This window comes from Desulfovibrio sp. Huiquan2017, assembly GCF_017351175.1.
GTDB lineage: Bacteria > Desulfobacterota > Desulfovibrionia > Desulfovibrionales > Desulfovibrionaceae > Pseudodesulfovibrio.
Genome location: NZ_JAFMPN010000002.1, coordinates 76,213 through 101,500, shown reverse-complemented (window position 1 = coordinate 101,500; position 25,288 = coordinate 76,213). Strand labels below are relative to the sequence as shown.

The following is a 25,288-nucleotide window of genomic DNA, read 5'->3' as shown; positions in this document are numbered from 1 at the left end:
GTAGAATGCACACCAACCGGAGAAACTTCCTCAAGCTCTCCGCCGTCGCGGCCACTGCCACGGCGTTCGGCGGGCTCGGGTTCGGATGCAAGGCCAAGGCGGCGACCCTGCCTGACCACGTATCGGCCCTGACCCCGAAGTGGAGCAAGCAGACCACGTCAGTATGCTGTTACTGCGCCGTGGGCTGCGGCCTGATCGTGAACACGTCTCTCAAGGACATGCGGGCCGTCAACGTCGAAGGCGACCCCGACCATCCGATCAACGAAGGCGCCCTGTGCGCCAAGGGCGCGTCCATCTGGCAAGTAGCCGAAAATGACCGCCGCCCGGACTCGGTCCTGTACCGGGCCCCCTATTCCAACAAATTCAAGAAGGTCTCCCTGTCCTGGGCGCTGGAAACCATCGCCAAGCGAATCAAGGAAACCCGCGACAAGACCTGGACCGAAAAAAACGCAAAGGGCCAGGTGGTCAACCGCTGCGACGGCATCGCCTCCGTGGGCTCCGCCGCATTGGATAACGAGGAGTGTTGGGCCTACCAGACGATGCTCCGCAGCCTCGGCCTGGTGTATGTGGAACACCAGGCACGTATCTGACACAGCGCGACTGTTGCGGCTCTGGCAGAGTCGTTCGGACGCGGTGCGATGACCAACCACTGGATTGACATCCAGAACTCCAATTGTGTTCTCATCATGGGCAGCAACGCTGCCGAAAACCACCCCATTTCCTTCAAGTGGGTGACCAGGGCGCAGGAAAACGGCGCCACCCTGATTCACGTCGATCCCCGTTTCACCAGGACCTCGGCCAAGGCCGACTTCTACGCGGGCATCCGCTCCGGCGCGGACATCGCCGTGCTCGGCGGCATGATCAAGTACATCCTGGATCACGACCTGATCTTCAAGGAGTACGTGGTGGACTACACCAACGCCTCCTTCATCGTCGGCGACAAGTTCTCGTTCAACGACGGCCTGTTCTCCGGCTACAACGAAGCCACCCGGTCCTACGACAAGTCCACCTGGGCCTTTGCCATGGACGCCGAGGGCAATCCCCGGAAGGACCCGACCCTGACCGATCCCCAGTGCGTGTACCAGTTGCTCAAGAAGCATTACGCACGCTACGACATGGACAAGGTCGCCGCCATCTCGGGCATGAAGAAGGAAGACCTGATCAAGCTGTACGAGACCTATGCGGCCACCGGCAAGGCGGACAAGGCCGGAACCATCATGTACGCCATGGGCTGGACCCAGCACTCCGTGGGCGTACAGAACATCCGCACCATGGCCATGATCCAGCTTCTGCTGGGCAACATCGGCGTGGCCGGCGGCGGCGTCAACGCCCTGCGCGGCGAATCGAACGTCCAGGGGTCCACGGACCACTGCCTGCTGTTCCATATCCTGCCCGGCTACCTGTCCACGCCCAAGGCGTCCCAGCCGGACCTGGCCGCGTACAACAAGGCCAACACCCCGGTCTCCCATGATCCCAAATCGGCCAACTGGTGGGGCAACTTCCCCAAGTATTCGACCTCGCTGATCAAGTCCATGTGGCAAGACGACACCCCGGAAGACGCCTACCAATTCCTGCCGCGCCTGGATTCCGGCTCGGTCATGGAATACTCCTGGCTGACCCTGTTCGACAAAATGGAAAAGGGCCAGTTCAAGGGCCTGCTCGCCTGGGGCATGAACCCGGCCTGTTCGGGCGCCAATGCCAACAAGAACAGAAGAGCCCTGGCCAATCTCGACTGGCTGGTGAATGTAAACATCTTCCCCAACGAAACCGGATGGTTCTGGGAAGGACCGGGAATGGATCCCTCCAAGATCAAGACCGAGGTCTTCTTCCTGCCCTGTGCCGTGTCCATCGAAAAGGAAGGTTCCATCACCAACTCCGGCCGCTGGATGCAGTGGCGCTACAAGGGCCCGGACGCGCCCAACGGCCTCAAGCCGGACGGCGACCTCATGTACGAGCTGATGAAGGAGATCCGCCACCTGTACGAGAAGGAAGGCGGCGTCTACCCCGAACCCATCACTCGCCTGACCTGGGACGCCATCGCCACAGACGGCGAGTTCGACCCCCACAAGACGGCCAAGCTGATCAACGGCCACTTCACCCGTGACGTCGAGATCAAGGGCAAGCTGTACAAGAAGGGTGAACAGGTTCCCAGCTTCGCCTTCCTGCAGGCCGACGGCTCGACCGCCTCGGGCAACTGGCTGTACTGCCACTCCTACACCGAGAAGGGCAACATGGCCGCCCGGCGCGACCTGGCCCAAACCCCGGAGCAGGCCAACATCGGCCTGTACCCGAACTTCTCCTGGTGCTGGCCCGTCAACCGCCGCGTGCTCTACAACCGCGCCTCGGTGGACCTCAAGGGCAAGCCCTTCAATCCGGAGAAGGCGGTCATCGCCTGGAACGGCGAGAAGTGGGTGGGCGACGTGCCCGACGGCGGATGGGCCCCCGGGACCAAGTACGCCTTCATCATGCGCAAGCATGGATTCGGCCAGATCTTCGGCCCCGGCCGGGCCGACGGGCCGTTCCCCGAATACTACGAACCGCTGGAATGCCCGGTGAAGTCGCATCCCTTCTCGCACACCCTGCACAATCCCACGGCGCTCAAGTTCGACGCCGAGGAAAAGGCCGTGTGCGACCCGAGATACCCGCTGGTGGGCACCACTTACCGCGTCACCGAGCACTGGCAGACCGGCGTCATGACCCGCAACCAGCCCTGGCTGGTGGAGGCCGAGCCGCAGGTCTTCGTGGAAATAAGCGAGGAACTCGCGGAGTTCCGGGGCATTGAGAACGGCGAAAAGGTCATGGTGGACTCCCTGCGCGGCTCCATCTGGGCCAAGGCCATCGTGACCAAGCGCCTCAAGCCGTTCACGATCCAGGGCACCGTGGTCCATCAGGTGGGCCTGCCCTGGCACTTCGGCTGGACCTGGCCCAAGGACGGCGGCGATTCCGCCAACATCCTGACCCCGTCCGTAGGCGACCCGAACACGGGCATCCCCGAAACCAAGGCCTTCATGGTCAACGTCCGCAAGGCGTAAAGGAGGAATGACATGAGCAAGACATTCTTCATCGACCTGACCAAGTGTACGGCCTGCCGTGGTTGCCAGGTTGCCTGCAAGCAATGGAAGAAACTGCCCGCCGAGAAGACCGAGAACTGGGGCTCCCACCAGAACCCCAAGGACCTGTCCGGCACGACCCTCAAGCTGGTCCGCTTCGAAGAGGTGGAGACCGACAACGGCCTGCAATGGCTGTTCTTCCCGGAACAATGCCGCCACTGCGTGGAGCCGCCCTGCCTGGATGCCATGACCATTCCCGGTTCCATCATCCATGATCAGGAGACCGGCGCCGTGGTCTACACCGAGCTGACCGCCGACGAGCCGGACAAGGACGCCTTCTCCATGGCCTGTCCCTACAACATCCCCCGCGTCAACGAGGAAACCGGCCAAGTGGTCAAGTGCGACATGTGCGTCGACCGCGTCAAGGCCGGGCGGCTGCCCGCCTGCGTGCAGACCTGCCCGACCGGGGCCATGAACTTCGGCGACCGGGACGAGATGCTCGCCCTGGCCGAGGAGCGCCTTGCGCTCGCCGCCGAAAAGCACCCCGATGCGGAGCTGGTGGATGCCGATTCGGTACGGGTCATCTACCTGGTGCAGACCGATCCGGACAGCTATTACGAGTCCCTGTCCGCGGACGCTTCCGGCGTCCGGGGAGGGCCCATGTCCAGAAAGCGGTTCCTGGCCGCCCTGGGCCGCCCGATCAAACGCATGACCTCATAGCGCCCCCTCTCACCCCGGCGCGGGCCTTCCGCCGCGCCGGGGCTTCTCCCTCTCGACCGCAACATGCAAGAACACCTCCGTGGGCCACACCGACCGGCAGCCGCAAGGCCCGGGGCCGACGGAGTTTCCCATGACCTCGGCAGATGCGTACTGCCGGGGTCTTTTTCCCCGGCGCAACCGGGCCGAAACGATGTTGCATTGTGGGGAAATACCCCTTTCTTGTGTTTTGGCCGACGAGGCGGTAACGGGTAATGGCAATATCTTGTCGCCGACCCCAACATGGAGCCGAACCGTGCGGAACGCCCCTCTCCTCTGCATTCTTCTCTACCTGGCACTGAGCCTCGCCGGGTGTGGCCGGTCCGAGAAGACCAAGGCCCGGGAAGTCGGGACTCCGGGCGTTTCGGACAGCGAAATCATCCTGGGTTCCTCCCTGCCCCTGTCCGGCCACGCGGGCTACCTCGGCACCCAGACCATTCAGGGAGCCCGGGCCTACATCCGCCACGTCAACGAACTTGGCGGGGTCCACGGCCGCACGATCCGCATCGAGGCGGAGGACGACTCCTACGACCCGCCCCAATGCCTGGCCAACACCCAGCGGTTCATCATCGACAAACAGGTCTTCGCCCTGTTCTGCTACGTGGGCACGCCGACCACGCTCAAGGCCCTCCCCCTGGTGGAGGACGCCCACGTCCCGCTCATCGGCATGTTCACCGGCGCCAACGCGCTCAGGCAGCCGCCCAACCGTTACGTCGTCAACATCCGCGCTTCCTACTACCAGGAGACCATGGCGGCGGTCCGGCACATGGTCGAGGACCTCGGCCTGACCAAGATCGCGGTCTTCTACCAATACGACGCCTACGGCTTCGACGGCCTCATCGGCACCGAACTGGCGCTCAAGAAATTCGAGATGGAACCCGTGGCGCGCGGCTCCTACATCCGGGGCACGCTGGAGGTCCAGGACGGACTGGACCGCATCCGCAAATCCGGGGCCGAGGCCGTGGTCATGATCGGCACTTACGGGGCCTGCGCCCGATTCATCAACCTGTCCGAGGAAGAGGGCTACAACCCGATCTTCTACACCGTCTCCTTCGTCGGCGCCGAGGAACTGGCCTGGCGCGTGGGCAGAACCTCCCCCGCCCACGTGTTCATGTCCCAGGTGGTCCCGCCGCCCGTGCCCTCGGACGACCAAGACGACTCGGCCTCCAACTACGTCAAGCTGCTGGACCGCTACTACCCGGACGACACCCCCAGCTTCGTCGGGCTTGAAGGGTTCCTCAACGCCAAAATACTGGTGGAGGGACTGCGCCGGGCGGGCCGGGACCTGACCCGCGAAGGATTCATCCGGGCCATCGAATCCATCAAGGATTTCAAGCTCGGCCCCGGCCTGACCATCACCTACGGCCCCTATGACCGGCAGGGGCTGGACGCCATCCATTTCACCAAGCTGCGCGACGGCCAATTCACCCCCTTCACGGACTGGGGCGAATTCCGAAAGGAACTGGAGACCGGAAAATGACCCTCGACGAACGGCTGTCCTCCCGGTTCCCGCGCATCGGCCTGCGTGAAAAACTGCTCTTTTCCATGCTGGCGGCGATCCTGTTCATCTCCGTGGCTATCGCCCTGGTCTCGCGCTATATCCTGGTCTCCTCCCTGACCAACGAACTGGAGATGCGCGGCTTCGCCATCGCCCATTCCGTGGCCGAGCGCGGCGGCTCCTACATCCTGGACAACGACATTCCCAAGCTGCTGGTCCTCATTTTCGACGAAGCGCGCCTCAGGCAGCGCAAGGACCTGGTGGCCTACATCTTCATCGAAGACCAGGCGGGCCACATCCTGGCCCACACCCTGACCCACTCCCTGCCCGAGAACCTGCGGGGCAACACCCTGCCCCCGGGCAAGCCGGACTCCATCAAGCTCATGGAGCTGGGCAACCAGGAGGTCTACGACCTGGCCGCGGCCATCAACGAAGGGCTGTACCGCATCGGCACGGTTCACGTGGGACTGAACAAGCGCCACATCGACACCCTGGTGGGCAAGCTGCGCGTGGCCTTTCTCGGCTTCATTTCGGCCGTGGTCGTCATCACCATCATCCTGTCTTCCTGGCTCTCCAAGTACATCACCAAGCCGGTGTCCGACCTGACCAGGCTGTCCGACGAGATCAGCCGGGGCAACTTCGACATCCCGCTCAAGCTCGGTTCGGGCGAGGACTGGGATTCGTCCCAATGCCCGGCCTTTTCCAACACGGATCTGCCCTGCTGGCACTTCGACCAGTCGCGCAGCGGCCAGACCCCGGCCGAGACCCACCGCAAGTGCGCGGACTGCGCCTTCTACCGCAAACACCAGGGCGACGAGGTCGTCCAGCTCGGCGACTCCTTCCGCAACATGGTCTGGTCCATCAAGCTCTACCGCCGCAGACTGCGCGAGTCCGAGGAAAAATACCGATCCCTGTTCGACTCCGGGCCGGACCCCATCTTCGTGGTGGACTGCGCCAGCGGGACCATCCGCGACGCCAACCCACGGGCCACCGAGCTGTACGGTTATCCCCGGGAGGAACTTCTGGGCATGCCGTTCCTGGACCTCGGGCCCGAGCACAATGCGGCTTGTCTGGACTTCTTCACCGAGGGCGGCGGCGGGTGCGTCTACTACCCCAAGCGGTTACACTACAAAAACGGCGGCGAGCCATTCTTCGTCAACATGCACGCCTGCCCCATCTCCTACCGGGGCAGGCAGGCCATCATCATCGCGGTCACGGACATCACCGGGCTCATCGAGAAGGACGCCCAGCTCATCCAGGCGGCCAAGATGAAGTCCCTGGGCGAAATGTCGGCGGGCGTGGCTCATGAGATCAATCAGCCGCTCAACGCCATCAAGGTGGGCAGCGAATTCCTGTCCATGATGGAAGAGGAGAACCTGGATATTCCCAAGGACCACTTCAAGGAGGTGGTCAACGAGATATCCACCCAGGTGGACCGGGCCGCCGAAATCATCGATACCCTGCGCTCCTTCGGCCGCAAGTCCGACCTCATGGAGGAATCCGTAAACCTGAACCAGCCGGTCCGGGCGGTCCTGTCCATGGTCCGTCGGCAGTTCGAACTGGACAACATCCATTTCGACCTCAACCTGGCCGAAAATCTCGCACCCGTGCAGGCCCACTCCAACCGGTTGCAGCAGGTCATCTTCAACCTGGTGGCCAACGCCCGCGACGCCATCAACGACGTGTCCCCCGCCGACGGCGGCGGGGATCGGCGGATCAGCATCCGCACCGGCAACCTGGACGGCCGGGTGTTCATCGAAGTTCGGGACACGGGCGGCGGCATCGACGAGAAGGACCAGCAAAAGATATTCGAACCCTTTTTCACCACCAAGGAAGCGGGCCAAGGCATGGGCCTGGGCCTGGCGATCACCTACGGCATCATCAAGGACTACAGCGGAGAAATCCGCATCAACAGCACCAGGGGGCGGGGCACGGTCTTCCGCATGGAATTCCCGGCCGCCCACTCCCGGAGAGAGACCACGGTATGAACGACAAAGTACTGGTCATAGACGACGAAAGGCCCACCCTGAAGATGTTCACCCTCCTGCTCACCGCCTACGGCTATGAGGTCCTGACCGCTGAAAACGGCCGGGAAGGCGTCGAAATTTTCAAGCGGGAGTCCCCGGAGCTGGTGCTGACGGACATCAAGATGCCTGTCATGGACGGTATCGAGACCCTGAAGGCCATCAAGAAGCTCAGCCCTGCGACCGAGGTCATCGTCATCACCGGGCACGGCGACATGGACCTGGCCATCCAGGCCCTGAATCTCGACGCCACGGACTTCATCAACAAGCCGCTCAAGCGCGAAACCTTGGAGAAGGCCCTGACCCGGGCCCGGGAACGCATGATCATCGCCCGCAACGCCGAGGGCCAGGTGACCCTCGAAGAAAAGAGCCGGGCCGTGGTCATCGGCGTGCGCGGCAACGTCTCGACCATAACCATGCCCCGGCTGACCGAGGCCTTCGAACGGGCCGTGGCCATGGGCAAGGAAGCGGTGTTCATTGATTTCGAGAAGAATGCGTCCATCAACGGCGCGGGCATCACCGGCCTGACCGAACTGCTGCGCAACCACAAGGACTCGGGGATGCCCATCTTCCTGGCCGGGCTGTCGAGCAACTTCCGGTCCGTGTTCGAGACCCTGGGCATCACCCGGCTGGCCGAATTGTTCGACGAGGAAAAGGAAACGTTGACCGGGGGCTAGCCGTTACTCGGCGAGCTTTTTCAGTTCCGCGACAATGCCTCCCAGATCGGGCCGCGAGTTGATGTCATGGACGTCGATGTAGCGGATGATGCCCTGTTTATCGATAATGAAGATAGCCCGTTCGGCCATGCCGTCGCCCCGGAGGACGCCGAGGGCCCCCGCCACCTTGCCGTGGGGCCAGAAGTCCGACAGCACCGGGAAATCCAGGCCGTGCATGGCCTTGGCCCACATGGCCTGGGACGGCGTGTTGTCCTCGCTGATGCCCAGGATTTCGGCGTCCAGCGCATGGATCATGTCCAGGGCCAGGTTGTAGCCCGGCCATTGATCCGAGCAAACCGGCGTCCAGGCAGCCGGGACAAAGGACAGGACCACGTTCCTGCGGCCCAGATAGTCGTGCAGGGAGACCGTGCCGCCCCGGATCTCGCGCAGGGTGAAATCCGGCGCCGGATCGCCGACCTTGACCTTGAGAGTCGAATCGGTGGGCTTGAGGCGGCCCGGGTCGAAGGTCTCCAGGTGATCGGCCCGGGCGCCCGGGACCAGGAGACACCAAACCAGCAGGGTGAACAGCAGCACGCGCTTCATGGTTCCTCCTACTTTCCCATCAATTCCAGCATGTTTTTCAGAAAAGCGTCCTTGTCTTTGATCCCGCCCTCATGGAAGACAAGGATGGTCCGCCTGCGATCGCGCAAGTCGATCAGGTAGTAGGCCGGGGTTCCGACGTTGCCCAGGGCCTTGTGGGCCGTATAATCCGGATCCTCGAAGAGCGGAAACCGGATGTCGAACTTCTTGCGGAAGAAGGCCACCTCGAACGGGGTGTTGCCCGCCGCGATGCCCACGAACCGAACCTTGTCCGCCTTGTCCGAGGCCAAGGCCCCGGTGAACATCCCGTTCACTCCCGGCGCATCGTGCTGACAGATGGGACAGTACATGCTGAATACCTCCACGAACACAAAATCCGCGTCAATGTCCGAGAGGTGGATGTCCCCGTTGGGGACGCCCAGGTACTGGCGTTGCTCCGGGCTGATCTTGCCCTCCAGAGCCACGTCGGGGAAAATATCCGAGGCCAGGGCTCCCGTGGCGAGGAGCAGGCAGGCGGCCAGGGTCAGAAGAAAGGTTTTCATGTCGTCGTCCTCGTCGCGGTTCGAATCAGGTATAAAAAACATAGCATAACCAAAAGGCGGGAAAAACGGCAACGCCCGATTCTCTTGCCCGCTTCAGCACCTTGCCCGCACGGACCGAACGCGATACGGTTCAACATCGGTTCACCTTTCACCCAAGGACGCATCATGGAACGCAGACCTGTCGCCCCTTCCCTCTTGACCGGCATCATCCTGGCCCTCGGCTTCGTGGCGGGCTGCTGGGTCCTGGCTTCGGCCCTGGTGGATTTCAAGGCCATGGACCGCTACGTCTCGGTTAAGGGACTGGCCGAACGCGAGGTGGCCGCCGACCTGGCCATGTGGCCCATCAGCTTCAGCGTGGCCGCCGACACCCTGCCCGACCTGGATGCGGCCCTGGCCCGTTCGCGCGGCGAAGTCATGGCCTTTCTCAAGGAGCAGGGGCTGGACGCGGCGGAGATCATGAACGCGGCCCCCCGGGTCCAGGAAAACCAGTACAACTCGCCCAACCAGCGGCCCGCGCACCGCTACACGGCCCAGGCCGTCATCACCGTGCGGTCGAACGACATCGCCACGGTCAAGAAGGCCATGTCCGCGGCGGGCGAACTGGTCCCGCGCGGCGTGCTTCTGGTCCGGGACTACGAATTTCGTCCCACCTTCGCCTTCACCGGCCTGAACTCGATCAAGCCGGACATGATCGCCGAGGCCACGCGCAACGCCCGGGACGCGGCCAAGCAGTTCGCCGAGGACTCGGGCTCGCGGGTAGGCGGCATCCGGCGCGCTTCCCAGGGGTATTTCTCCCTCCAGGACCGCGACCAGTATACCCCGGAAATCAAGAAGGTCCGGGTGGTCACCAGCGTGGATTATTTTCTCGAAGACTAGACGGAGCTAGCCGAGCAGCAGGAGGCGGACCGTCTCGACCCCTGACCAGGTCTGGTACAGAGCCAGGACAAAGGCCAGGACGTTGACCGCGCCATGGAACAACGCCAGGCCGGGCCGCTTGCCGCTCGGCTTTTGCAGGATAAAGCCGGTGACCAACCCCGCCAGGATCAAAGGCAGCATGAGCACGCCCACCGTGTAATGCGGCCCGCTCAGGCCGAGCGTCCCCCAACTCCGCGCGGCCATGAACACCCCCAGCACCAGCCCGACCAGCCAGGTCCAGGCCACGATCTTTCCGTACCGGACGTGCCCCTTCCAGTCGAAGGCGCACTTGTGTTTCAAATGTTGGAAGCGGAATCGGTTGATGCCCAGAAGCAGGACGTGACAACCGAGGAGCAGGGCCACGAGTTGGAGCAGGGGATGAATCCAGAGCATGATCGTCCTTGGCGAGTTACGTGGTGACGAAAAGGAGCGGGACCAGTCCCAGAGGCAAGGAGCAGTGCATGACCGCCAGGGCGGGTCGATGGCGGTTCGCGACGGCCAGCCAGGCGGCCGCCGCCCCGGCCAGAAGCAGGGCGGGCGGAATCACGGCCCGCAGGGAGGCCGGTCCGGCCAATCCGGCGAAACAGCCCAGCGCCGTGAAATAGGCTCCCACCCAGACGCCCATAAGCCGGGCGCGGAATGCCGGTTCCAGACGCAGATGGAGCACGGCGAACCCGGCCCGGCCGTAGTCCGCGCGATGTTTTTCGGCCAGCAGCCAGAAATGCGGCACCTGCCAGAGATAGAAAATCACGGCCACCCAGAGGATACGCGGGTCCGCCGCCTGCCCTCCGGCAGCCAGCCAGCCGGTCAGGGGCGGCGCGGCCCCGGCCACGCCCCCGGCCAGCAGCGCCATGGGTGAGACCCGCTTCAGCGGCGTGTACAGGCCGTTGTAGACCGCGACGATCAGCAGCCCGGCGAACAGCGTCCGCCACCCCCCGGCCAGGAAAAAGAGCAACAGGCCGGCCGATCCGAACAGACCGGCCCAGAGCCGCCCACGGCCGGGGGACATGCGCCCCGAGGCCAGGGGGCGGGTGCGGGTGCGGGCCATGCGCGCATCGCACGCCCGCTCCTGGACCTGATTCAGGGCGGAGCACCCCCCGCAGAGCAGAAAGGCGCCCACGGCCGCCGCCCAGGCCTCGCCCAGGAGGACGCCGCCGTACAGATGGCCGTGATAGAGCGCGCCGAACAGGCTCCCCGCCCCCACGGCCAGGCTCACTTTGGGGCGGATCAGGGAAAGGACCAGCGCGGGACGGACCGCCGTCATTGCCCGCCCTCCTTGCCCAGGGACTTGATGTAGCCGACGAGTTGATTCACGGAGGCTTCGTCCAGGTCGTCGAAAGCGGGCATCTCGTCGTCGAACCCGTCGGGCACGTTGGCCGAGGGATCGGTGATGGCCCGGCGCAGATAGCCGTCGTCCGCCTTGAGAACGTAAGGCTTGCCGTCCGCGGTCACGCCCTTGCGCTCGACACCGTACAGCCCGAGGAAGGTCGGGCCCACGTCCTCGGAACCGTCGGTGGAATGGCACCCCAGACAACCGAGTTCATCGGCCAGGGTCTCGCCCTTGTTCGCGGCCTTGCCGCCCTTGAGCAGGTAGGCGGCCATGATGTCCAGTTGGGCGTCGGACAACTCGTCGCCGTAGGGCGGCATCCCGTCGTCCCACCCCTTGACCAGGGCGGCGGACGGGTCGCGCACGGACTGTCGGATGTAGGCGGCATCGGGACGGATTTTCCGTTCCGTGCCGTCAGGCAGGACCACGGTTTCCTCCCGGCTGCCGAGATCGAGGAGGCTCGGGGCGTTTTCGGCGGACAGATCCTTGGAATGGCAGTCGAAGCAGCCGAACTCCTCAAGCAGGGAAAGCCCCAGCTCATCTTCGCCACTTGTACCCGTGTCGCGCAGCCAGGTCTCGAACTCGTCCTTGTCCACCACCCGCAGGATGGTGATCATGTCCGCGTGCTTGAGCCCGCAATACTCGGCGCAGAAGATGTCGTAGTCGCCCACGGTGTCGGACTGTATCCAGGCGTCGGTGTCCATGCCGGGGACCAGGTCCCATTTCACACGCATGGCCGGGACGTAGAAGGAATGGATCACGTCGCGGGTGGTCAGGGCCAGCTTGACCGGTGTGTCCACCGGGATGACCAGCTCCTTGGATGTCCTGCCGTTGCCGTAGGTGAACCGCCAGGACCACATGCGCCCTTCCACGGCCACGGTCATGGCTCCTTCCGGTATGTCCCGCATGGCCTTGAACGAGGTCCAGCCGGTCCAGAACAGGCCGAGTACGATCAGCGTGGGCAGGACGGTCCAGACGACTTCCAGGACCACGGACCCCTTGATGTCCGTGGGCTGGGGATTACGCGTATAATGGTAGCGCCACAGGAAGTAGACCATGGCCACGGTCACGGCCACCAGGACGAACACGGCGAATCCGAGGATGATCAAAAAGGCCTGATCCACTCCCTTGGCGGCGGTGAATATCTGCGGATACATGGTCTACCTGTTCGCCGTATCGAAAAAGGTGAATCCGATGAATATGGCCAAGATGACGAAGGCCACCAGGACCATGGTCTTGAGCGTCCGGTTCTCGTATTTGAGGTGCATGAAGAAGAAGACCACCAGGGACGCCTTGACCGAGGCGATGGCCATGGCCACGACCACGTTCAAAAAACCGAGGTGGATGGTGGAGACCTCCACGGTGACGGCCGTCAGGGCCATGAGCGCGGCCCAGACCGCGATAAACAGGCCGTAGCCGGGATCGTGATGTTTCGTCCGTTCGTTCTCGTTCATGCCGCCTCCGCCTAGGTAATGAGGTAATAGAGCGGAAAGAGGTAGATCCAGATGAGGTCCACCAGATGCCAGTACAATCCCGCGTTTTCCAGGGCCACGAAATGCTCCGGGGTGCAGGTCCCGACCGCGATCCGGGTCCAGACCCACAAAAACACACCCATGCCGAGGATCACGTGCAGGCCGTGCAGCCCGGTCATGGTGTAATAGAGCGAGAAAAAAGCCTGCTTGCCGGGCTCCCACTGGGTCAGCGTCCCGCCGCCGGGATAGATGCCCGCGTGAATCTTGTGCGACCATTCGAAGTACTTGATGACCAAGAAACAGCAGGCCAGGGTCAGGGTCAGGAAAATACACGTCTTGGCGACCTTGCGGCTGCCCTTGCGCAACCCGACCACGGACAGGGCGGCGAACAGGCTGGAGGTAATCAGGACCATGGTGTTGGTGGTCCCCATGGTCACGTCCAAAAGCTTGCTCGCCTCGTGAAACTCCGTTGGATAGCGGCCGAGCGTCACCGAATAGAGCACGAACAGGCCGCCGAAGAGCAGGATCTCCGTGAACAGAAAGATCCACATGCCCATCTTGGCGCCGAGGTAGTCCCTATGCTCCGTCATCATCCCTCACTTCGCTGAAGTCGTAAGGCCCGTGGGTGACCACCGGCTCGGTGTCGAAGTTGTGTGTGGGGGGCGGGGAAGGCAGGGTCCATTCCAGGGTGGCCGCTTTCCACGGGTTGCGGCCCACGGGCGCCCCCCGGTAGCGCGAGTGGATCAGGTTGTAGAGCATGAGCGCCAGTCCGGCGAAAGTAATCCACGAGCCGTAGGTCGACAATTGATGCAGGGAAGTGAACTGCGGCAGGTAGTCGTAGTAGCGCCGGGGCATGCCCTCCAGCCCGAGCAGGTACATGGGGAAATACAGCCCGTTCAGGCCGACGATCAGGATCAAAGCCGCCGTGGTCGCCATCCTGCGATTGTACATCCGGCCGTACATCTTGGGGAACCAGTAATGGATGGCCGCGAACATGCCGAACCCGGTGCCGCCGAAAATGACGTAGTGGAAATGGCCGACCACGAAATAGGTGTCGTGGACGTGCATGTCCGTCCCCGCGCTCCCCAGGACCAGGCCGGTGATGCCGCCCATGGCGAAGAGGAAGATGAAGCCGAGCGCGAAGACCAGCGGCGGCTCCAGCCGGATGGACCCCTTGTACATGGTGGACAGCCAGTTGAAGACCTTGACCGCCGAGGGCACGGCCACAATGAAAGTCAAAAACGAAAAGACCATGACCGCCGTGTCGGACATGCCGGACACAAACATGTGGTGCGCCCAGACCAGCGAGCCCGCGAAGGCGATGGCCAGGGACGACCCCACAATGGTCTTGTAGCCGAAGATGGACTTGCGGCAGAAAACCGGGATGATGTCCGAGACGACGCCCATGGCGGGCAGGATCATGATGTAGACCGCCGGGTGGGAATAGATCCAGAACAGATGTTGGTAGAGGATCGGGTCCCCGCCCCGCGCCGGATCGAAGATGCCCATGCCGAGCAGCCGCTCGACGATAATCAGGATCACGGTGATGGACAGGATGGGCGTGGCCAGGACCTGGATCCAGGCCGTGGCGTACAGGGCCCAGGCGAACAGCGTCAGCCGGGTCCAGGTCAGCCCCGGCGCGCGCAGCCGGTGGATGGTGACGATGAAATTCAGTCCCGTGAGGATGGACGAGAAGCCGAGGATGAACACCCCGGCCACAGCCACGGACACGTTGGTGGTGGTCACGGCCGAAAACGGCACGTAGAAGGTCCAGCCCGTGTCGGGCGCGCCCCCGCCGGAGAACAGCGAGGCCAGCGCCGTGGCCCCGCCGATGACGTAGAGCCAGAAGGAAAACATGTTCAGCTTGGGGAAGGCCACGTCCTCGGCCCCCAGTTGCAGGGGCAGGAAGATATTCCCGAAGGCCGCCGGGATGGACGGGATGACCACGATGAAGATCATGATCACTCCGTGCAGGGTGAAGACCGCGTTGTAGGTCTGTTGGCCAATAAAATCCCTACCCGGCCAGAAGAGCTCCAGTCGGAGGAGCAGCCCGAGGAACACGCCGACCACGAAAAAGGCCGTGATGCACCACAGGTAGAGCATACCGATGCGCTTGTGGTCCACGGTGAACAGCCATTCGCGGAGCCAGGACTTGCCGCCCGGGGCCATGAAGCCCGCGTTGACCGCGTCCGTCGTCATCTAGCGCCCCTTCCTTTTCTTGCCGCCGAGCAACAGCCAGGCCAGGAAGATGGCCACGAACCCGACGATGGTGAACCCGGACACGCGCAGGATGTCGAAGACGTAGCGCCGTCCCTGGGGATCGTAATTGTAGCAGAACGAAAGCAGTCGCTTCACGGACAGCCCGGTCTTGCCCTGGGCCGCCTCGGCCCCGGCCATGGTGATGTCGAAGGGCAGGAAACTGGAGCCGTACAGATAGCGGACCACCTTGCCGCCGGGCGCAACCGCGATGGCCGCCACCGGGTGGGCCCACAGCCCGCCCTGCTTCCGCACGGTATAGCCCAGGGCGCCCAGAGTGGCGTCGATGGACGCCGCGTTGCCGGTTAGAAAGCGCCAGTATTCGGCCGGGAAAGCCTCGCCCGCGATGGCCGTGTAGTTGCGCTTGGCCCGGGCCGCGTCTTTGGCGGTCTCATGGGGATCGAAGCTCAGGGAGACTACCTTGAGTTCCTTGCCGGGCGTAAGCTTGACCTCAGGCAGGATGGAGGCCACCGAGCTTTGGAGCAGGCTGCACACATCCGGGCAGCGGTAGTAGATGGGCAGCAGCAGAAGCGGCGCGTCGGCCAATTCGAGCAGCGTCACCCGGTTGCCCTCGGAGTCGATGAAAGGCACGTCCGGAAGTTGCGCCCCGAGGTGTTCCTCGATGCCCACCGGGACGTCGGCCTTTTCGGCCTCCGCCATCATCGCGGCATGGTCGTGGACCGCATCCGGGGATGTGCCGGGCATATCCGTCCCGTCCATGGCATGCCCGTCCATGGCATGCCCGTCCATGGCGTGCCCGTCCATGCTCAGTCCCGGCTGATCCATGGACCGCGCCGGGACGCCATCCACGCCGTCGGCCCCGCCGGTCGCCCCACAAGGGGCGGCCAGCAGGGCGGCGGACAGGAGCGTCAAGATCAGTATGCGCATCGGCCCGCCTAGAGAGAACCGATATAGCCGGCCAGGGCCTTGATCTCGTCCGGCGAGAGCTTGCCGACCATGCGTTCCATGGTTTTCTTCTTGGCCCCGCCGTAGGTGCCGTCCTTATACCCCGTAAGCTTCATCTCGATTTCCTGGACGGACTGGCCCTTCAGGACCACGTCGCCGCCCGCCTTGGAGGATTCGCTGCCGTCGCGATGACAATTGGCGCACCGTTTCTGATATAGTGCCCCGCCGTCCGCGGCAAAGGCGGCGGTCACGCCGAAACAGCATACGATGGTCAATACAGCCAGTAATTTCTTCATGTCGTCCTCTGTGATTCAAGCTAATGGTTGCAATTGGATTTCTCATTTGAACAATACGCATTTTTCGTTCTTTTTCCAACCACCGGAGCATGATAATAACACCAAATGCCCGGTCCGCCCTCCGCAATGCCCTCCATTACATATTCTATAACTTTCTAATAGCCTCTGAGACCAAAAACATTATACGCTCACATAAAATCGGGCCTCTTGCCCGGATCGGAACTTTGGAGGGGAACAAAATGGGCATCAAATGGAAACTGTTATTGATCACCGGCCTGCCGGTGTCGGCCATCCTGATCATCTTCGCCGTGGGGTTGACCAGCTTCAGTATCCTCGACTCGAACATGATTTCAGTCAATGGCCTACACTTGGACCGGGCAACCATGATCGACGCCGATCGAGATGCCTACCAAGCCCAGACTGCGGTCGTACGCGCTGAAAAAGCGGCTTCTCCCGAAGCCTTGAGCAAGGACAAGACGGACTGTGCCGAAAACATGCAGCAGACCTGGGACCGGATCTCCGGCCCGGCTGAAAACTTCACCCCGGACATGGGCGGCGACTTCACCAATTTCAAAAACGATTTCCAGACCTGGCAAAAGACCAACACGGACATCCTCACCCTGACCGCCGACACCCTGACGGCCAAACTGGCCCGGGACGAAGCGGAAAATGCGGCCTTGGCCTCCTTCGACGCCATGCGGGAGGTCATCAACCAGCTCGGCGAAATCGCCGATACCCGGCTGAAGAACGCCTTGTTGCCCGAAACCGCTCGGCTGCAGACCGAGGAAGCCCTCTCGTTGATCCTCAATGCCGACCGCGACGCCTACCAGGCCTACGTGGCCCAACTCCTGGTCATCCGCAGCATCAAACCTGAGGCGATCAGGAAATGGGCCGACTCCTTCAACGAAAACCTGGAGCAGACCCGCGACCGCGTCACCAAGGGCGCTGTACTCCTCGGGACCGAGGGACAGCGGCTCAACGAGGATTTCGTGGCCCGGCTCGATACCTGGGCCGAGCACAGCCGGAAGGTGGTCGATCTGTCCACCGCCAACGCCGACAAAAATCTCAACCGAATCACCCTGCTTGCCAAGAGCGAGGAAACTTTCTCGGCCATGCGCTCCTCCATCGACCGTCTCGGCCAGGCTGAAATGGCCCGCGTCGAGGCGCGCATGACCGAGCTCGGCGCGGTGGTCGAGCGGACCATTTGGACCTACGTGATCATCTCGATCCTGTTCATCCTGGCCTCGATAATCCTGACCCTGGTCTTCTCCTCCCGGATGGCCGCCGTCATGAAGCACGCCGCCCGAGTGGCCGAATCCCTGGCCGCAGGCGATTTCACCGTGCATCTGGACGCCGACCGCAACGACGAGATAGGCCAGTTGGCCAAGGCCATCAGCGCGATGATCGTAAAACTCCGGACCATCGTCCTGGACGTCCAGGCATCCGCCTCCAATGTGGCCTCCATCTCCGAGGAACTGGCCGGGTCCTCCCAGTCCATGAGCCAGGGCGCCACCGAACAGGCGGCCGCTGTGGAAGAAGTCTCGGCTTCCATGGAGGAGATGTCCTCAAGCATCAGCCAGAACTCCGAGAGTTCCGCCAAGACCGGAGAAATCGCCGTGCGCACCGCCCAGGAAGCCCGCAAGGGCGGCGAGGCCGTGCGCCAGACCGTGACGGCCATGACCCAGATCGCCGAGAAGATCTCCATCATTGAGGAAATCGCCCGGCAGACCAACCTGCTGGCGCTCAATGCGGCCATCGAGGCCGCTCGGGCGGGCGAACAGGGGAAGGGCTTCGCCGTGGTCGCGGCCGAGGTGCGCAAGCTGGCCGAACGCAGCGGCACCGCCGCCGCCGAGATCGGCGAACTCTCCACCTCCAGCGTGGAAGTGGCTGCCCGGGCCGGGAAAATGCTCGACGCCATCGTCCCAAACATTGAGGAAACAGCCGAACTTATTCAAGAGATATCCGCCGCCAGCAACGAGCAGAACGCGGGGGCCTCCGAGATCAACAGCGCCTTGCAGCAATTGGACTCCGTGGTCCAGACCAACGCCAGCGCCTCGGAGGAAATCGCTTCCACCGCCGAGCAACTGTCCTCCCACGCCGTGGAGCTCGAAACAACCATGACCTTCTTCAACCTCGGACACGGCTCCGCCGGCGCCCTGCCCGCAGGACCGGCCAAGGCCAAGCTCGGACCGGCCAAGTCAAAGCCCGCCCCGGCCGCCCTGCCCAAGGCGACCGGCAACGGCAAGGCCGCCGCCCCCGGGCACGGTCTGGATATAGATATGGACGAAAGTGACGACGCCTTCGAACGATTCTAATCCCCCCCGGACTCCGCATCCGCAAGGGCGGTCCCAACCCAGGGGCCGCCCTTTTTCACGTCCGATCCCATTTGCTGAGTGAATCCATCAAAAGAAAAACAAAATAGTTTTTCGATCTATTATTCATGGATAGAACAGAAACGTTTTACTCCACCGCCAGTGGACGGCCCGCGCGGCATACGACGGGAATCCGCTTTTGGTCACATTTTTTATTCCTTCAAAAACAGCATGTTACAAACTTTCCATCGCTAATTTTATTGGCATGTCACTTGCTAGGTATAATACACATACCGCATTCGGAGGAAGCCATGACAAGACGAAATACGATGCGCGGGAAGGCGCGGCGCGGCATGGTCACCGTGGAGGCGGCCATGCTCCTGCCGATCTTCCTGTTGCTCCTGATGGGCTTGATGGACATGGCCCGGCTGTTCTGGACCCAAGGCGTGGTCCGGGACGCAGCCTTTGAGGGTGCACGCATGGCCGTGCTCGCCGAAACAAGCCTCGAACAGATCCGGCACGTGGTCGAACGGGAACTGTCCTCCGGCGGCATCAACCAGGCGTCCTCGGTGGAAGTGGGCACGCGCGAACCATCCCGGCCCGTTGACGTGACCGTGTCCGTACCCTTCGAGTTCCTGATTCTCGACAATCTGATCCCGTCCATGAGCGACCGGTGCAGCCTGTTGGCGGCCACTGCGGTCATGACCCACGAGAGGTGACCCATGCACAGAAACGACGACACCCGGCGGGGCAGCGCGGTCATGGAGTTCGCCCTGCTCATGGCCCTGCTCCTGGCCCCGCTCCTGGCGGGCATATGGGACGCGGCCCGAATGATCGACATGAACCAGGTCCTGACCCGGGCCGCCCGCGAGGGCGCGATCCTGGCCTCGCGGGGCAACGACCCAACCCGGACCGTCCTCTCCTTCGTGGCGGCCGAGGGACTGTCCACGGAGGACCTGATCGTGTCCGTGGCGGTCGGCCCCGAAGACCGGGAACTGGGACGAGAAGTCTCGGTCTCCCTGAGCTACAACGTCGCGGACGGGACCGTGTACCCCTGGGGACGTCTCATCCCCGAGGGGCTGACTGCGGTCGCCCGCGCCAAGATGGAGTGACCGCCATGCGCAAGGATTTCCGCCCTCTGAACGACGAAAGCGGCTTCGCCACGGTGATGGTCAGCCTGTGCATGGCCGCCCTTATGGGGTTGACCGCCCTGGCCGTGGACCTGGGCCGGGCCTATCTCAAACGCAGCGCCTTGCAGACCGCGGCTGACGCCGGGGCCCTGGCCGGGGCCAACTCCCTGCTGGCCAAAGGCCGGGACGTGGAGAAGTTGCGCCTCATCGTGACCAGCTACGCCACCCGGAACCTGACCGACGCCGATACGCCCGGGGTCGCCATCACCGACGCGGACATCGTCTTCCTGCGCGACGGCGTGCCCGACGAGGAAAACCCCAACCAGGTGGAACTGACCATCTCCCTGACAGCCCGGCGCGAGAATCCCTTTCCCCTGTATTTCGGCAAGGCCGTGGGCAAGCCCGCCATGGACATCCGCGTGACCTCCCGGGCCGGACTGGCGGGCATGTGTTCGAGCAAGTGCTCCAAGCCCTTCGTGGTGCCCACCAAATTCGAATGGGACGACAACGCCGCCCCGGGCACCAAGTATTATCAAAACGGAACCCTGGACGTGGAAAGCCCCCAGGAACTGGCGTCCGTGACCGTCCTCGGCTACACGCAGGACGACGTGGGCACGCAGATCGTTATCAAGCCCGGCGACCCAAGCCTGGCCATCGCGCCCGGCCAGTACAACCTGGTGGACCTGCCTCCCGTCAACAAGGGCGATCCGATCACCGGCGCGGCCATGGTCAAGGAAAACATCGAGGGATGCACCGGGTCCAACAGCTACGCAACCGTGGCTCCGGACGACGAACTGCTCATCGAACCCGGCAACTCCGCCGGTCCGGTGAAGTCCGGGGCCGACGCCCTCATCGGCCAGGACCCCTACGCCGCCTGGGACGACTCGGCCCACGCCATCCGGGGCAGCGCCTTCAGCGATCCCATGGACAGCCCGCGCGTGGTCATCATTTCCTTCTACGACCCGCGCTACCCGCCCACCGGCGGCCGCAACGTCATCCGCGTCTACGAACTCGGCGCTTTCTTCATCGAGAGCGTGGACAGCACGGGCAACGTCCAGGCGCGATTCATCAACACCGTGGCCGTGGCCCCCGACGCCGACGGCTCGGACTGCCTCCTGCGCATCAGCCGCCTCATGCTCGACTCCAGCCGGAGCTGACCCGCCCGAAACCGCAAATACCCACCCGAGGACGTCGGCCGATCGCGGTCGGCGTCCTCTCCTCAACCTGCCCAAAACCTCCCTCCAACGGAGGTTTTTTGCCTTCAACCGCGCCGCGCGGCCAAATCCGGGCACTTTCTAAGCATTTTACCTGGAAATAACGAACCCGTTCGGTCTGGAATATCCATTTAACTCTGAAAAGAATGGACTATTTTCTTGCCATATGCTTATACATAGCTCTGTCTCAGGCCAAGCTGTTGCGGGCGACAAGGAATATACTGGAATGTATGGATATTCCTTGCCCAATTGTGCCTCAGGTCCGGGACCTTAGCTGATATCAGCAACGGAATCGAGGGTGCACTTTGGGAAGGGATGCACTGCCGGGTTCGGACGGCGCGGGCCGTCGGACCGCCTCGAATCCCTGGGAGTCGCAATCGCCATGCCCGGCCACCCGGGCAGGCCGTTCGGAAACGGGCCCCGCCGCCCGCGCAACGACCGTCCCTCGGATTCAGACACACCCCGGGCCGCGCACAGTGGGCCCGGCGGATGGCTGCAATCCGACGACGTGCCGGGACGAAGAGAACGACGACGAAACGCGACCCCCACGTTGAATGAACGGTCCCGCCACCAACGCGCGGGATGAATTTTCTGCCGCTCCCTCGGGGGGCGGTGTCACAACACAAGGGGGTGCTATGGGAAAAATCTCCTCTTGGGATTGGGAACCCGGCCAAAAAACGGTCGTTAAATCCCTCTCCCCTCTCGAAGGACACGAATGGCAGGAAGAGCCGTATGTCTCGCCTGACGGCGAGACCATCGTCGCCATCGTCAAGGTGGGCGACGGCGAATTCTCCGTTCGAACCAACGATTCGGTCTGGGACGCCACGTTCGAAAAGATCTGGTATCCGAAATTCTCCCCGGACGGCCGCTTAGCCGCCATTTGCCAGCAGGACATGGAATGGGTCCTGGTGGCCGACGGCGAGACCATGGGCGAAACCACCGACTACATCTGGGACACCATGTTCAGCGAGGACGGCTCGTCCATCGCTACCATGTACAAGTCCATGGAGCGGTACGGTATGTCCGTCAATGGCGAGCCGTGGGAAAACCTTTATGAAAACGCCACCATGCCCGCCTTCACCAAGGATGGGGCGCACACCGCCGCAGTGGTCCAGGCCGAAAGCATGGCCGCCGCCGACCTTGATGGATTCAAGCGCGGCGCGTACACCGTGGCCGTGGACGGCGAGGCCTGGAAGGGCCGCTACGTCAACATCTGGAACCCGGTCTTCAACGATGCGGGCGACTCCCTGGCGGCCACCTGCCGGACCACGGTCTACGCCCACACCATCGTAGTGGACGACAAACCCTGGGACGAGACCTACACCCAGGTTTGGGAACCGGTCTTCTGTCCCAAGGACGGCGGCGTGGTCGCCCCGGTCCGCGTGGCGGGCAAGTGGGGCGTGGCCAAGGACGGCAAGATCCTTTGGGAACCCCGTTACGTCCAGTGTTTTTACCTCCAGTACTCTCCCTCCGGCGAGGATCTGTGGGCCGTGGTGGCCACCAGCTACGGCCAGTTCACCGCCTGCGTGAACAACGCCGCCTGGAACGAGACCTGGCCCACCGTGTCCGACCTGGTGGTCAGCCCCGACGGCCAGCGCGCCGCCATCCTGGCCTCCAACTGCAACGAAGACTTCCGCATCGTGGTGGACGGCACTCCCTGGTCCGGCACCTACGACATGGCCTGGCCCGCGGTCTTCTCCGCGGACTCCAAGAACGTGGCCGCCAAGGTGGAAAAGAACGGCAGATTCCGGATCCTGGTCAACGGCAAGTCCTTCGAACGGGACTTCGACGCCGTGTGGCCGCCGATCTTCAACGAGGATGGCACCAAGGTGCTCATCCGCGCCATCGAGAACAACAGCTACGTCCGCATCGTCGCGGAAGTGTGCAACTTCTAAAGGGGGAGCAGCTATGACTGAATTCTATGTCTTCGTCACCGGCCCCCTCGCCTGGATCGCCTTCGGTTTCTTCATCCTGGGCGGTCTCTACCGACTGATCAGCATGTACGCCGAGGCCAGAGCCAAGGACGTCTCCTCCATCGCCTACATGAGCTGGTACTACGGGCTCCGCTCCATCCTGGTCTGGATGATCCCGTTCAAGTCCATGGGCTGGAAATCCGACCCCCTGATGACCGTGACCACCTTCATCTTCCACATCTGCTTCCTGCTGGTGGCCGTATTCCTGGGTGCGCACGTAGTCATGTGGGACACCGCCTTCGGCATCAGCCTGCCGAGCCTGCCCTCGCAGTTCGGCGACATCGTAAGCTTCGTGGCCCTGGCCGGCTGCGCCGTCTTCGCGTACCGCCGCCTCGCGCTGCCGCACGTCAAAGGCGTCACCCGTTGCCAGGATTGGTTTGCCCTGGTCCTCGTGGCCCTGCCGTTCATCACCGGCGTCCTGGCCTACCACCAGGTGGGCCCGGTTCTGCTCATGACCACCCTGCACGTGCTCTCCGGGGAACTGCTGATCGCCCTGATCCCGTTCACCCGCCTGAGTCACGCGCTGTTCGTCCTGTTCACCAGGGCGTACATGGGTTCCGAGTTCGGCGGCGTTCGCCATGCCCACGACTGGTAGGCCAAACCATTACCGTAACGCGAGGTACGAATAATGAGTCACATTGCTGACAGAATCATATCCGACGTCGGGCTCGAATCCGGCGTCGCCGCGCTGACCACCGAGAAAATCGAGAAAGTGGTCACCCGGATGCTCAAAGGTGAAACCGGTGCCAAACTCCGGGCGTACAAGGAGACGTGCATGCGGTGCGGCCTCTGCTCCCAGGGCTGCCACTACTACATGTCCCACGACGCCGATCCGAGCTATTCGCCCGTGAACAAGGCCACCGAGACCATGTACGAACTGATGGACAAAAAGGGCAAGGTCTCGCCCCAGCGCATCTACGAAATGGCCCAGATGGCCTACACCGAATGCAACCTCTGCAAGCGGTGCGCCCACTACTGTCCCATCGGCATCGACACCGGCTACATCATGTCCCAGGTGCGCCGCATCTGCTATTTGCTGGACGTGGTCCCGCAGTACATCCGCGACACCGCCCATTCCCACGCCTCGACCATGAACCAGATGTGGGTCAAGGACGACGAGTGGATCGACTCCCTGCAGTGGCAGGAGGACGAGGCCCGCGACGAGTTCCCGGACCTGCGCATCCCGCTCGACAAGGAAGGGGCCGACATCTACTACTCGGTCATCGCCCCGGAACCCAAGTTCCGGACCCAGCTCATCTACCAGGCCGCGGCCATCATGAACGCCGCCGGCGTGGACTGGACCATGCCCTCCCACCCGGGCTGGGACAACTCGGACATGTGCATGTTCGTGGGCGACTATGAAAACATGGGCCGCCTCAAGCGCGCCCACTATGAGTCCGCGCAGAAGCTGCGGGTCAAGCGCATCGTCATGGGCGAGTGTGGCCACGCCTTCCGCTCGGTCTACGACATGGGCAACCGCTGGCTCGGCCACAAGGCCATGCCGGTCCCGGTCATCCATGCCATCGACTTCTACTGGGAACTGATCAACGAGGGCAAAATCAAGATCACCCACCAGTACGAGAACCCGGTGACCATCCAGGACCCCTGCAACATCATCCGTGGCCGGGGCCTCATGGACAAACTCCGCGACGTGGTCCACTTCCTGTGCAAGGAAGTGGTCGAGATGACCCCCAACCGCGAGCACAACTACTGCTGCTGCGCGGGCGGCGGCGTCATCAACTGCGGGCCGCCGTTCAAGAACACCCGCATGACCGGCAACCGCGTCAAGGCGGAACAGCTCAAGGCGACCGGCGTGCACGATGTGGTTATCCCCTGCCACAACTGCCACGGCGGCATTGAAGACATCATCGGTTATTATGATCTCAAGATGCACGGCAAGTTCATCAGCGACATCATCTACGAACTGATGGAAAAACCGGAAGTCTAGGGAGGACGCCATGCACAAAAAGAATACCTTCATGCTCGCGGCCTCCATGGTCACCGTCATGTTGCTCGTCATCGTCTACATGGCCCCCACGGCCTTTTCCCAGGACGACATGACCGTGGTCCCGACGGACGGCTTCGCCAAGCTGAAACGTCCCCAGGTGCCCTTCGTCCACGACCAGCACAATGAAAAGGCTGGCCTGGACGACTGCGTCATCTGCCACCACTCCAAGAACGACGACGGCACGCAGAACCTTGAGGAATCCTCCGAGGGCGAGCCGTGCAGCTCCTGTCACGCCGAGAAGCGCGACGACGGCGGCACCCCGCTCATGCGCGCCTACCACCTCCAGTGCCAAGGCTGCCACAAGAAGGAAGGCAAGGGCCCGGTCGCTTGCGGCGAATGCCACGTTAAGTAAG

24 protein-coding genes are annotated in these 25,288 nt (G+C 63.0%); 14 read left to right on the top strand and 10 right to left on the bottom strand.

Annotated elements, in window-relative coordinates:
* Positions 1 to 5 precede the first annotated feature (5 nt).
* The 5 genes from fdnG (at position 6) to J0909_RS02130 (ending at position 8,005) form a co-directional block, all read left to right on the top strand.
* On the top strand, positions 6 to 3,032 hold the full coding sequence (fdnG, locus tag J0909_RS02150) for a formate dehydrogenase-N subunit alpha (protein ID WP_207260085.1): 3,027 nt from the start codon (positions 6 to 8) through the stop codon (positions 3,030 to 3,032).
* Positions 3,033 to 3,044: 12 nt separating this feature from the next.
* Entirely contained in the window at positions 3,045 to 3,770 is a 726-nt protein-coding gene (locus tag J0909_RS02145; RefSeq protein ID WP_207260082.1) for a 4Fe-4S dicluster domain-containing protein, read from the top strand.
* 292 nt (positions 3,771 to 4,062) lie between these two features.
* A complete protein-coding gene (locus J0909_RS02140; protein WP_207260081.1) occupies positions 4,063 to 5,286 on the top strand; it encodes an ABC transporter substrate-binding protein in 1,224 nt (407 codons plus the stop codon).
* Entirely contained in the window at positions 5,283 to 7,292 is a 2,010-nt protein-coding gene (locus J0909_RS02135) for an ATP-binding protein (RefSeq protein WP_207260079.1), read from the top strand. Before J0909_RS02140 ends, J0909_RS02135 begins: the two co-directional genes overlap by 4 nt.
* Positions 7,289 to 8,005, top strand: coding sequence for a response regulator (locus J0909_RS02130; protein WP_207260076.1), 717 nt, complete (start codon positions 7,289 to 7,291; stop codon positions 8,003 to 8,005). Before J0909_RS02135 ends, J0909_RS02130 begins: the two co-directional genes overlap by 4 nt.
* A 3-nt stretch (positions 8,006 to 8,008) precedes the next feature.
* On the opposite strand, the gene J0909_RS02125 is transcribed toward J0909_RS02130, so the two are convergent.
* A complete protein-coding gene (locus tag J0909_RS02125) occupies positions 8,009 to 8,587 on the bottom strand; it encodes a peroxiredoxin (protein ID WP_207260075.1) in 579 nt (192 codons plus the stop codon).
* An 8-nt stretch (positions 8,588 to 8,595) separates the two neighbouring features.
* Positions 8,596 to 9,126, bottom strand: a complete 531-nt coding sequence (locus J0909_RS02120; protein ID WP_207260074.1) for a TlpA disulfide reductase family protein — start codon at positions 9,124 to 9,126, stop codon at positions 8,596 to 8,598.
* Positions 9,127 to 9,291: 165 nt separating this feature from the next.
* Here J0909_RS02120 and J0909_RS02115 point away from each other — a divergent pair, with 165 nt between their 5' ends.
* Entirely contained in the window at positions 9,292 to 10,002 is a 711-nt protein-coding gene (locus J0909_RS02115; protein ID WP_207260070.1) for an SIMPL domain-containing protein, read from the top strand.
* A gap of 6 nt (positions 10,003 to 10,008) precedes the next feature.
* On the opposite strand, the gene J0909_RS02110 is transcribed toward J0909_RS02115, so the two are convergent.
* From J0909_RS02110 to J0909_RS02075, 8 genes are read right to left on the bottom strand one after another with little or no spacing between them, the layout of a single operon-like run.
* Positions 10,009 to 10,434 (bottom strand): hypothetical protein, encoded by a 426-nt coding sequence (locus J0909_RS02110; protein ID WP_207260069.1) that lies wholly within the window; start codon positions 10,432 to 10,434, stop codon positions 10,009 to 10,011.
* Positions 10,435 to 10,450: 16 nt separating this feature from the next.
* Positions 10,451 to 11,305 carry a protoheme IX farnesyltransferase gene (locus J0909_RS02105; protein WP_207260068.1) on the bottom strand — a complete coding sequence of 285 codons (855 nt, stop codon included), beginning with the start codon at positions 11,303 to 11,305 and terminating at the stop codon, positions 10,451 to 10,453.
* Positions 11,302 to 12,525 (bottom strand): cytochrome c oxidase subunit II, encoded by a 1,224-nt coding sequence (gene coxB / locus J0909_RS02100; protein WP_207260066.1) that lies wholly within the window; start codon positions 12,523 to 12,525, stop codon positions 11,302 to 11,304. Before coxB ends, J0909_RS02105 begins: the two co-directional genes overlap by 4 nt.
* A gap of 3 nt (positions 12,526 to 12,528) precedes the next feature.
* A complete protein-coding gene (locus J0909_RS02095) occupies positions 12,529 to 12,822 on the bottom strand; it encodes a cytochrome C oxidase subunit IV family protein (protein ID WP_207260065.1) in 294 nt (97 codons plus the stop codon).
* An 11-nt stretch (positions 12,823 to 12,833) separates the two neighbouring features.
* On the bottom strand, positions 12,834 to 13,430 hold the full coding sequence (locus J0909_RS02090) for a cytochrome c oxidase subunit 3 family protein (protein WP_207260063.1): 597 nt from the start codon (positions 13,428 to 13,430) through the stop codon (positions 12,834 to 12,836).
* Positions 13,417 to 15,039, bottom strand: coding sequence for a cytochrome c oxidase subunit I (ctaD, locus tag J0909_RS02085; protein WP_207260061.1), 1,623 nt, complete (start codon positions 15,037 to 15,039; stop codon positions 13,417 to 13,419). Before ctaD ends, J0909_RS02090 begins: the two co-directional genes overlap by 14 nt.
* A complete protein-coding gene (locus J0909_RS02080) occupies positions 15,040 to 15,984 on the bottom strand; it encodes an SCO family protein (RefSeq protein ID WP_207260059.1) in 945 nt (314 codons plus the stop codon).
* 8 nt (positions 15,985 to 15,992) lie between these two features.
* On the bottom strand, positions 15,993 to 16,298 hold the full coding sequence (locus tag J0909_RS02075; protein ID WP_207260056.1) for a c-type cytochrome: 306 nt from the start codon (positions 16,296 to 16,298) through the stop codon (positions 15,993 to 15,995).
* A 239-nt stretch (positions 16,299 to 16,537) separates the two neighbouring features.
* Here J0909_RS02075 and J0909_RS02070 point away from each other — a divergent pair, with 239 nt between their 5' ends.
* The 8 genes from J0909_RS02070 to tmcA all read left to right on the top strand — a co-directional run bounded on the left by J0909_RS02070 (position 16,538) and on the right by tmcA (position 25,287).
* Complete coding sequence (locus J0909_RS02070; RefSeq protein ID WP_207260054.1) at positions 16,538 to 18,613, top strand: methyl-accepting chemotaxis protein; 2,076 nt, start codon at positions 16,538 to 16,540, stop codon at positions 18,611 to 18,613.
* A gap of 308 nt (positions 18,614 to 18,921) precedes the next feature.
* Positions 18,922 to 19,329, top strand: coding sequence for a TadE/TadG family type IV pilus assembly protein (locus J0909_RS02065; RefSeq protein ID WP_207260052.1), 408 nt, complete (start codon positions 18,922 to 18,924; stop codon positions 19,327 to 19,329).
* Between the two features lie 3 nt (positions 19,330 to 19,332).
* On the top strand, positions 19,333 to 19,722 hold the full coding sequence (locus J0909_RS02060; protein ID WP_207260051.1) for a TadE/TadG family type IV pilus assembly protein: 390 nt from the start codon (positions 19,333 to 19,335) through the stop codon (positions 19,720 to 19,722).
* 5 nt (positions 19,723 to 19,727) lie between these two features.
* Positions 19,728 to 20,897, top strand: coding sequence for a pilus assembly protein TadG-related protein (locus J0909_RS02055; protein WP_207260048.1), 1,170 nt, complete (start codon positions 19,728 to 19,730; stop codon positions 20,895 to 20,897).
* 692 nt (positions 20,898 to 21,589) lie between these two features.
* Positions 21,590 to 22,849 carry an electron transfer complex subunit TmcD gene (gene tmcD / locus J0909_RS02050; RefSeq protein ID WP_207260045.1) on the top strand — a complete coding sequence of 420 codons (1,260 nt, stop codon included), beginning with the start codon at positions 21,590 to 21,592 and terminating at the stop codon, positions 22,847 to 22,849.
* Positions 22,850 to 22,862: 13 nt separating this feature from the next.
* Entirely contained in the window at positions 22,863 to 23,522 is a 660-nt protein-coding gene (tmcC, locus tag J0909_RS02045) for a TmcC family electron transfer complex membrane anchor subunit (protein ID WP_207260044.1), read from the top strand.
* Positions 23,523 to 23,555: 33 nt separating this feature from the next.
* Entirely contained in the window at positions 23,556 to 24,875 is a 1,320-nt protein-coding gene (tmcB, locus tag J0909_RS02040; protein WP_207260042.1) for an electron transfer complex ferredoxin TmcB, read from the top strand.
* A 10-nt stretch (positions 24,876 to 24,885) separates the two neighbouring features.
* On the top strand, positions 24,886 to 25,287 hold the full coding sequence (tmcA, locus tag J0909_RS02035; protein WP_207260040.1) for an acidic tetraheme cytochrome c3 TmcA: 402 nt from the start codon (positions 24,886 to 24,888) through the stop codon (positions 25,285 to 25,287).
* Position 25,288: the final 1 nt, after the last annotated feature.

Excerpts from the sequence above, each read along its gene's own strand:
- J0909_RS02145 (WP_207260082.1), top strand. The coding sequence starts at position 3,045 with ATGAGCAAGACATTCTTCATCGACCTGACCAAGTGTACGGCCTGCCGT.
- J0909_RS02135 (WP_207260079.1), top strand. The coding sequence starts at position 5,283 with ATGACCCTCGACGAACGGCTGTCCTCCCGGTTCCCGCGCATCGGCCTG.
- J0909_RS02130 (WP_207260076.1), top strand. The coding sequence starts at position 7,289 with ATGAACGACAAAGTACTGGTCATAGACGACGAAAGGCCCACCCTGAAG.
- J0909_RS02125 (WP_207260075.1), bottom strand. The coding sequence starts at position 8,587 with ATGAAGCGCGTGCTGCTGTTCACCCTGCTGGTTTGGTGTCTCCTGGTC.
- J0909_RS02120 (WP_207260074.1), bottom strand. The coding sequence starts at position 9,126 with ATGAAAACCTTTCTTCTGACCCTGGCCGCCTGCCTGCTCCTCGCCACG.
- J0909_RS02115 (WP_207260070.1), top strand. The coding sequence starts at position 9,292 with ATGGAACGCAGACCTGTCGCCCCTTCCCTCTTGACCGGCATCATCCTG.
- J0909_RS02110 (WP_207260069.1), bottom strand. The coding sequence starts at position 10,434 with ATGCTCTGGATTCATCCCCTGCTCCAACTCGTGGCCCTGCTCCTCGGT.
- J0909_RS02105 (WP_207260068.1), bottom strand. The coding sequence starts at position 11,305 with ATGACGGCGGTCCGTCCCGCGCTGGTCCTTTCCCTGATCCGCCCCAAA.
- coxB (WP_207260066.1), bottom strand. The coding sequence starts at position 12,525 with ATGTATCCGCAGATATTCACCGCCGCCAAGGGAGTGGATCAGGCCTTT.
- J0909_RS02095 (WP_207260065.1), bottom strand. The coding sequence starts at position 12,822 with ATGAACGAGAACGAACGGACGAAACATCACGATCCCGGCTACGGCCTG.
- J0909_RS02090 (WP_207260063.1), bottom strand. The coding sequence starts at position 13,430 with ATGACGGAGCATAGGGACTACCTCGGCGCCAAGATGGGCATGTGGATC.
- ctaD (WP_207260061.1), bottom strand. The coding sequence starts at position 15,039 with ATGACGACGGACGCGGTCAACGCGGGCTTCATGGCCCCGGGCGGCAAG.
- J0909_RS02080 (WP_207260059.1), bottom strand. The coding sequence starts at position 15,984 with ATGCGCATACTGATCTTGACGCTCCTGTCCGCCGCCCTGCTGGCCGCC.
- J0909_RS02075 (WP_207260056.1), bottom strand. The coding sequence starts at position 16,298 with ATGAAGAAATTACTGGCTGTATTGACCATCGTATGCTGTTTCGGCGTG.
- J0909_RS02070 (WP_207260054.1), top strand. The coding sequence starts at position 16,538 with ATGGGCATCAAATGGAAACTGTTATTGATCACCGGCCTGCCGGTGTCG.
- J0909_RS02065 (WP_207260052.1), top strand. The coding sequence starts at position 18,922 with ATGACAAGACGAAATACGATGCGCGGGAAGGCGCGGCGCGGCATGGTC.
- J0909_RS02060 (WP_207260051.1), top strand. The coding sequence starts at position 19,333 with ATGCACAGAAACGACGACACCCGGCGGGGCAGCGCGGTCATGGAGTTC.
- J0909_RS02055 (WP_207260048.1), top strand. The coding sequence starts at position 19,728 with ATGCGCAAGGATTTCCGCCCTCTGAACGACGAAAGCGGCTTCGCCACG.
- tmcD (WP_207260045.1), top strand. The coding sequence starts at position 21,590 with ATGGGAAAAATCTCCTCTTGGGATTGGGAACCCGGCCAAAAAACGGTC.
- tmcC (WP_207260044.1), top strand. The coding sequence starts at position 22,863 with ATGACTGAATTCTATGTCTTCGTCACCGGCCCCCTCGCCTGGATCGCC.
- tmcB (WP_207260042.1), top strand. The coding sequence starts at position 23,556 with ATGAGTCACATTGCTGACAGAATCATATCCGACGTCGGGCTCGAATCC.
- tmcA (WP_207260040.1), top strand. The coding sequence starts at position 24,886 with ATGCACAAAAAGAATACCTTCATGCTCGCGGCCTCCATGGTCACCGTC.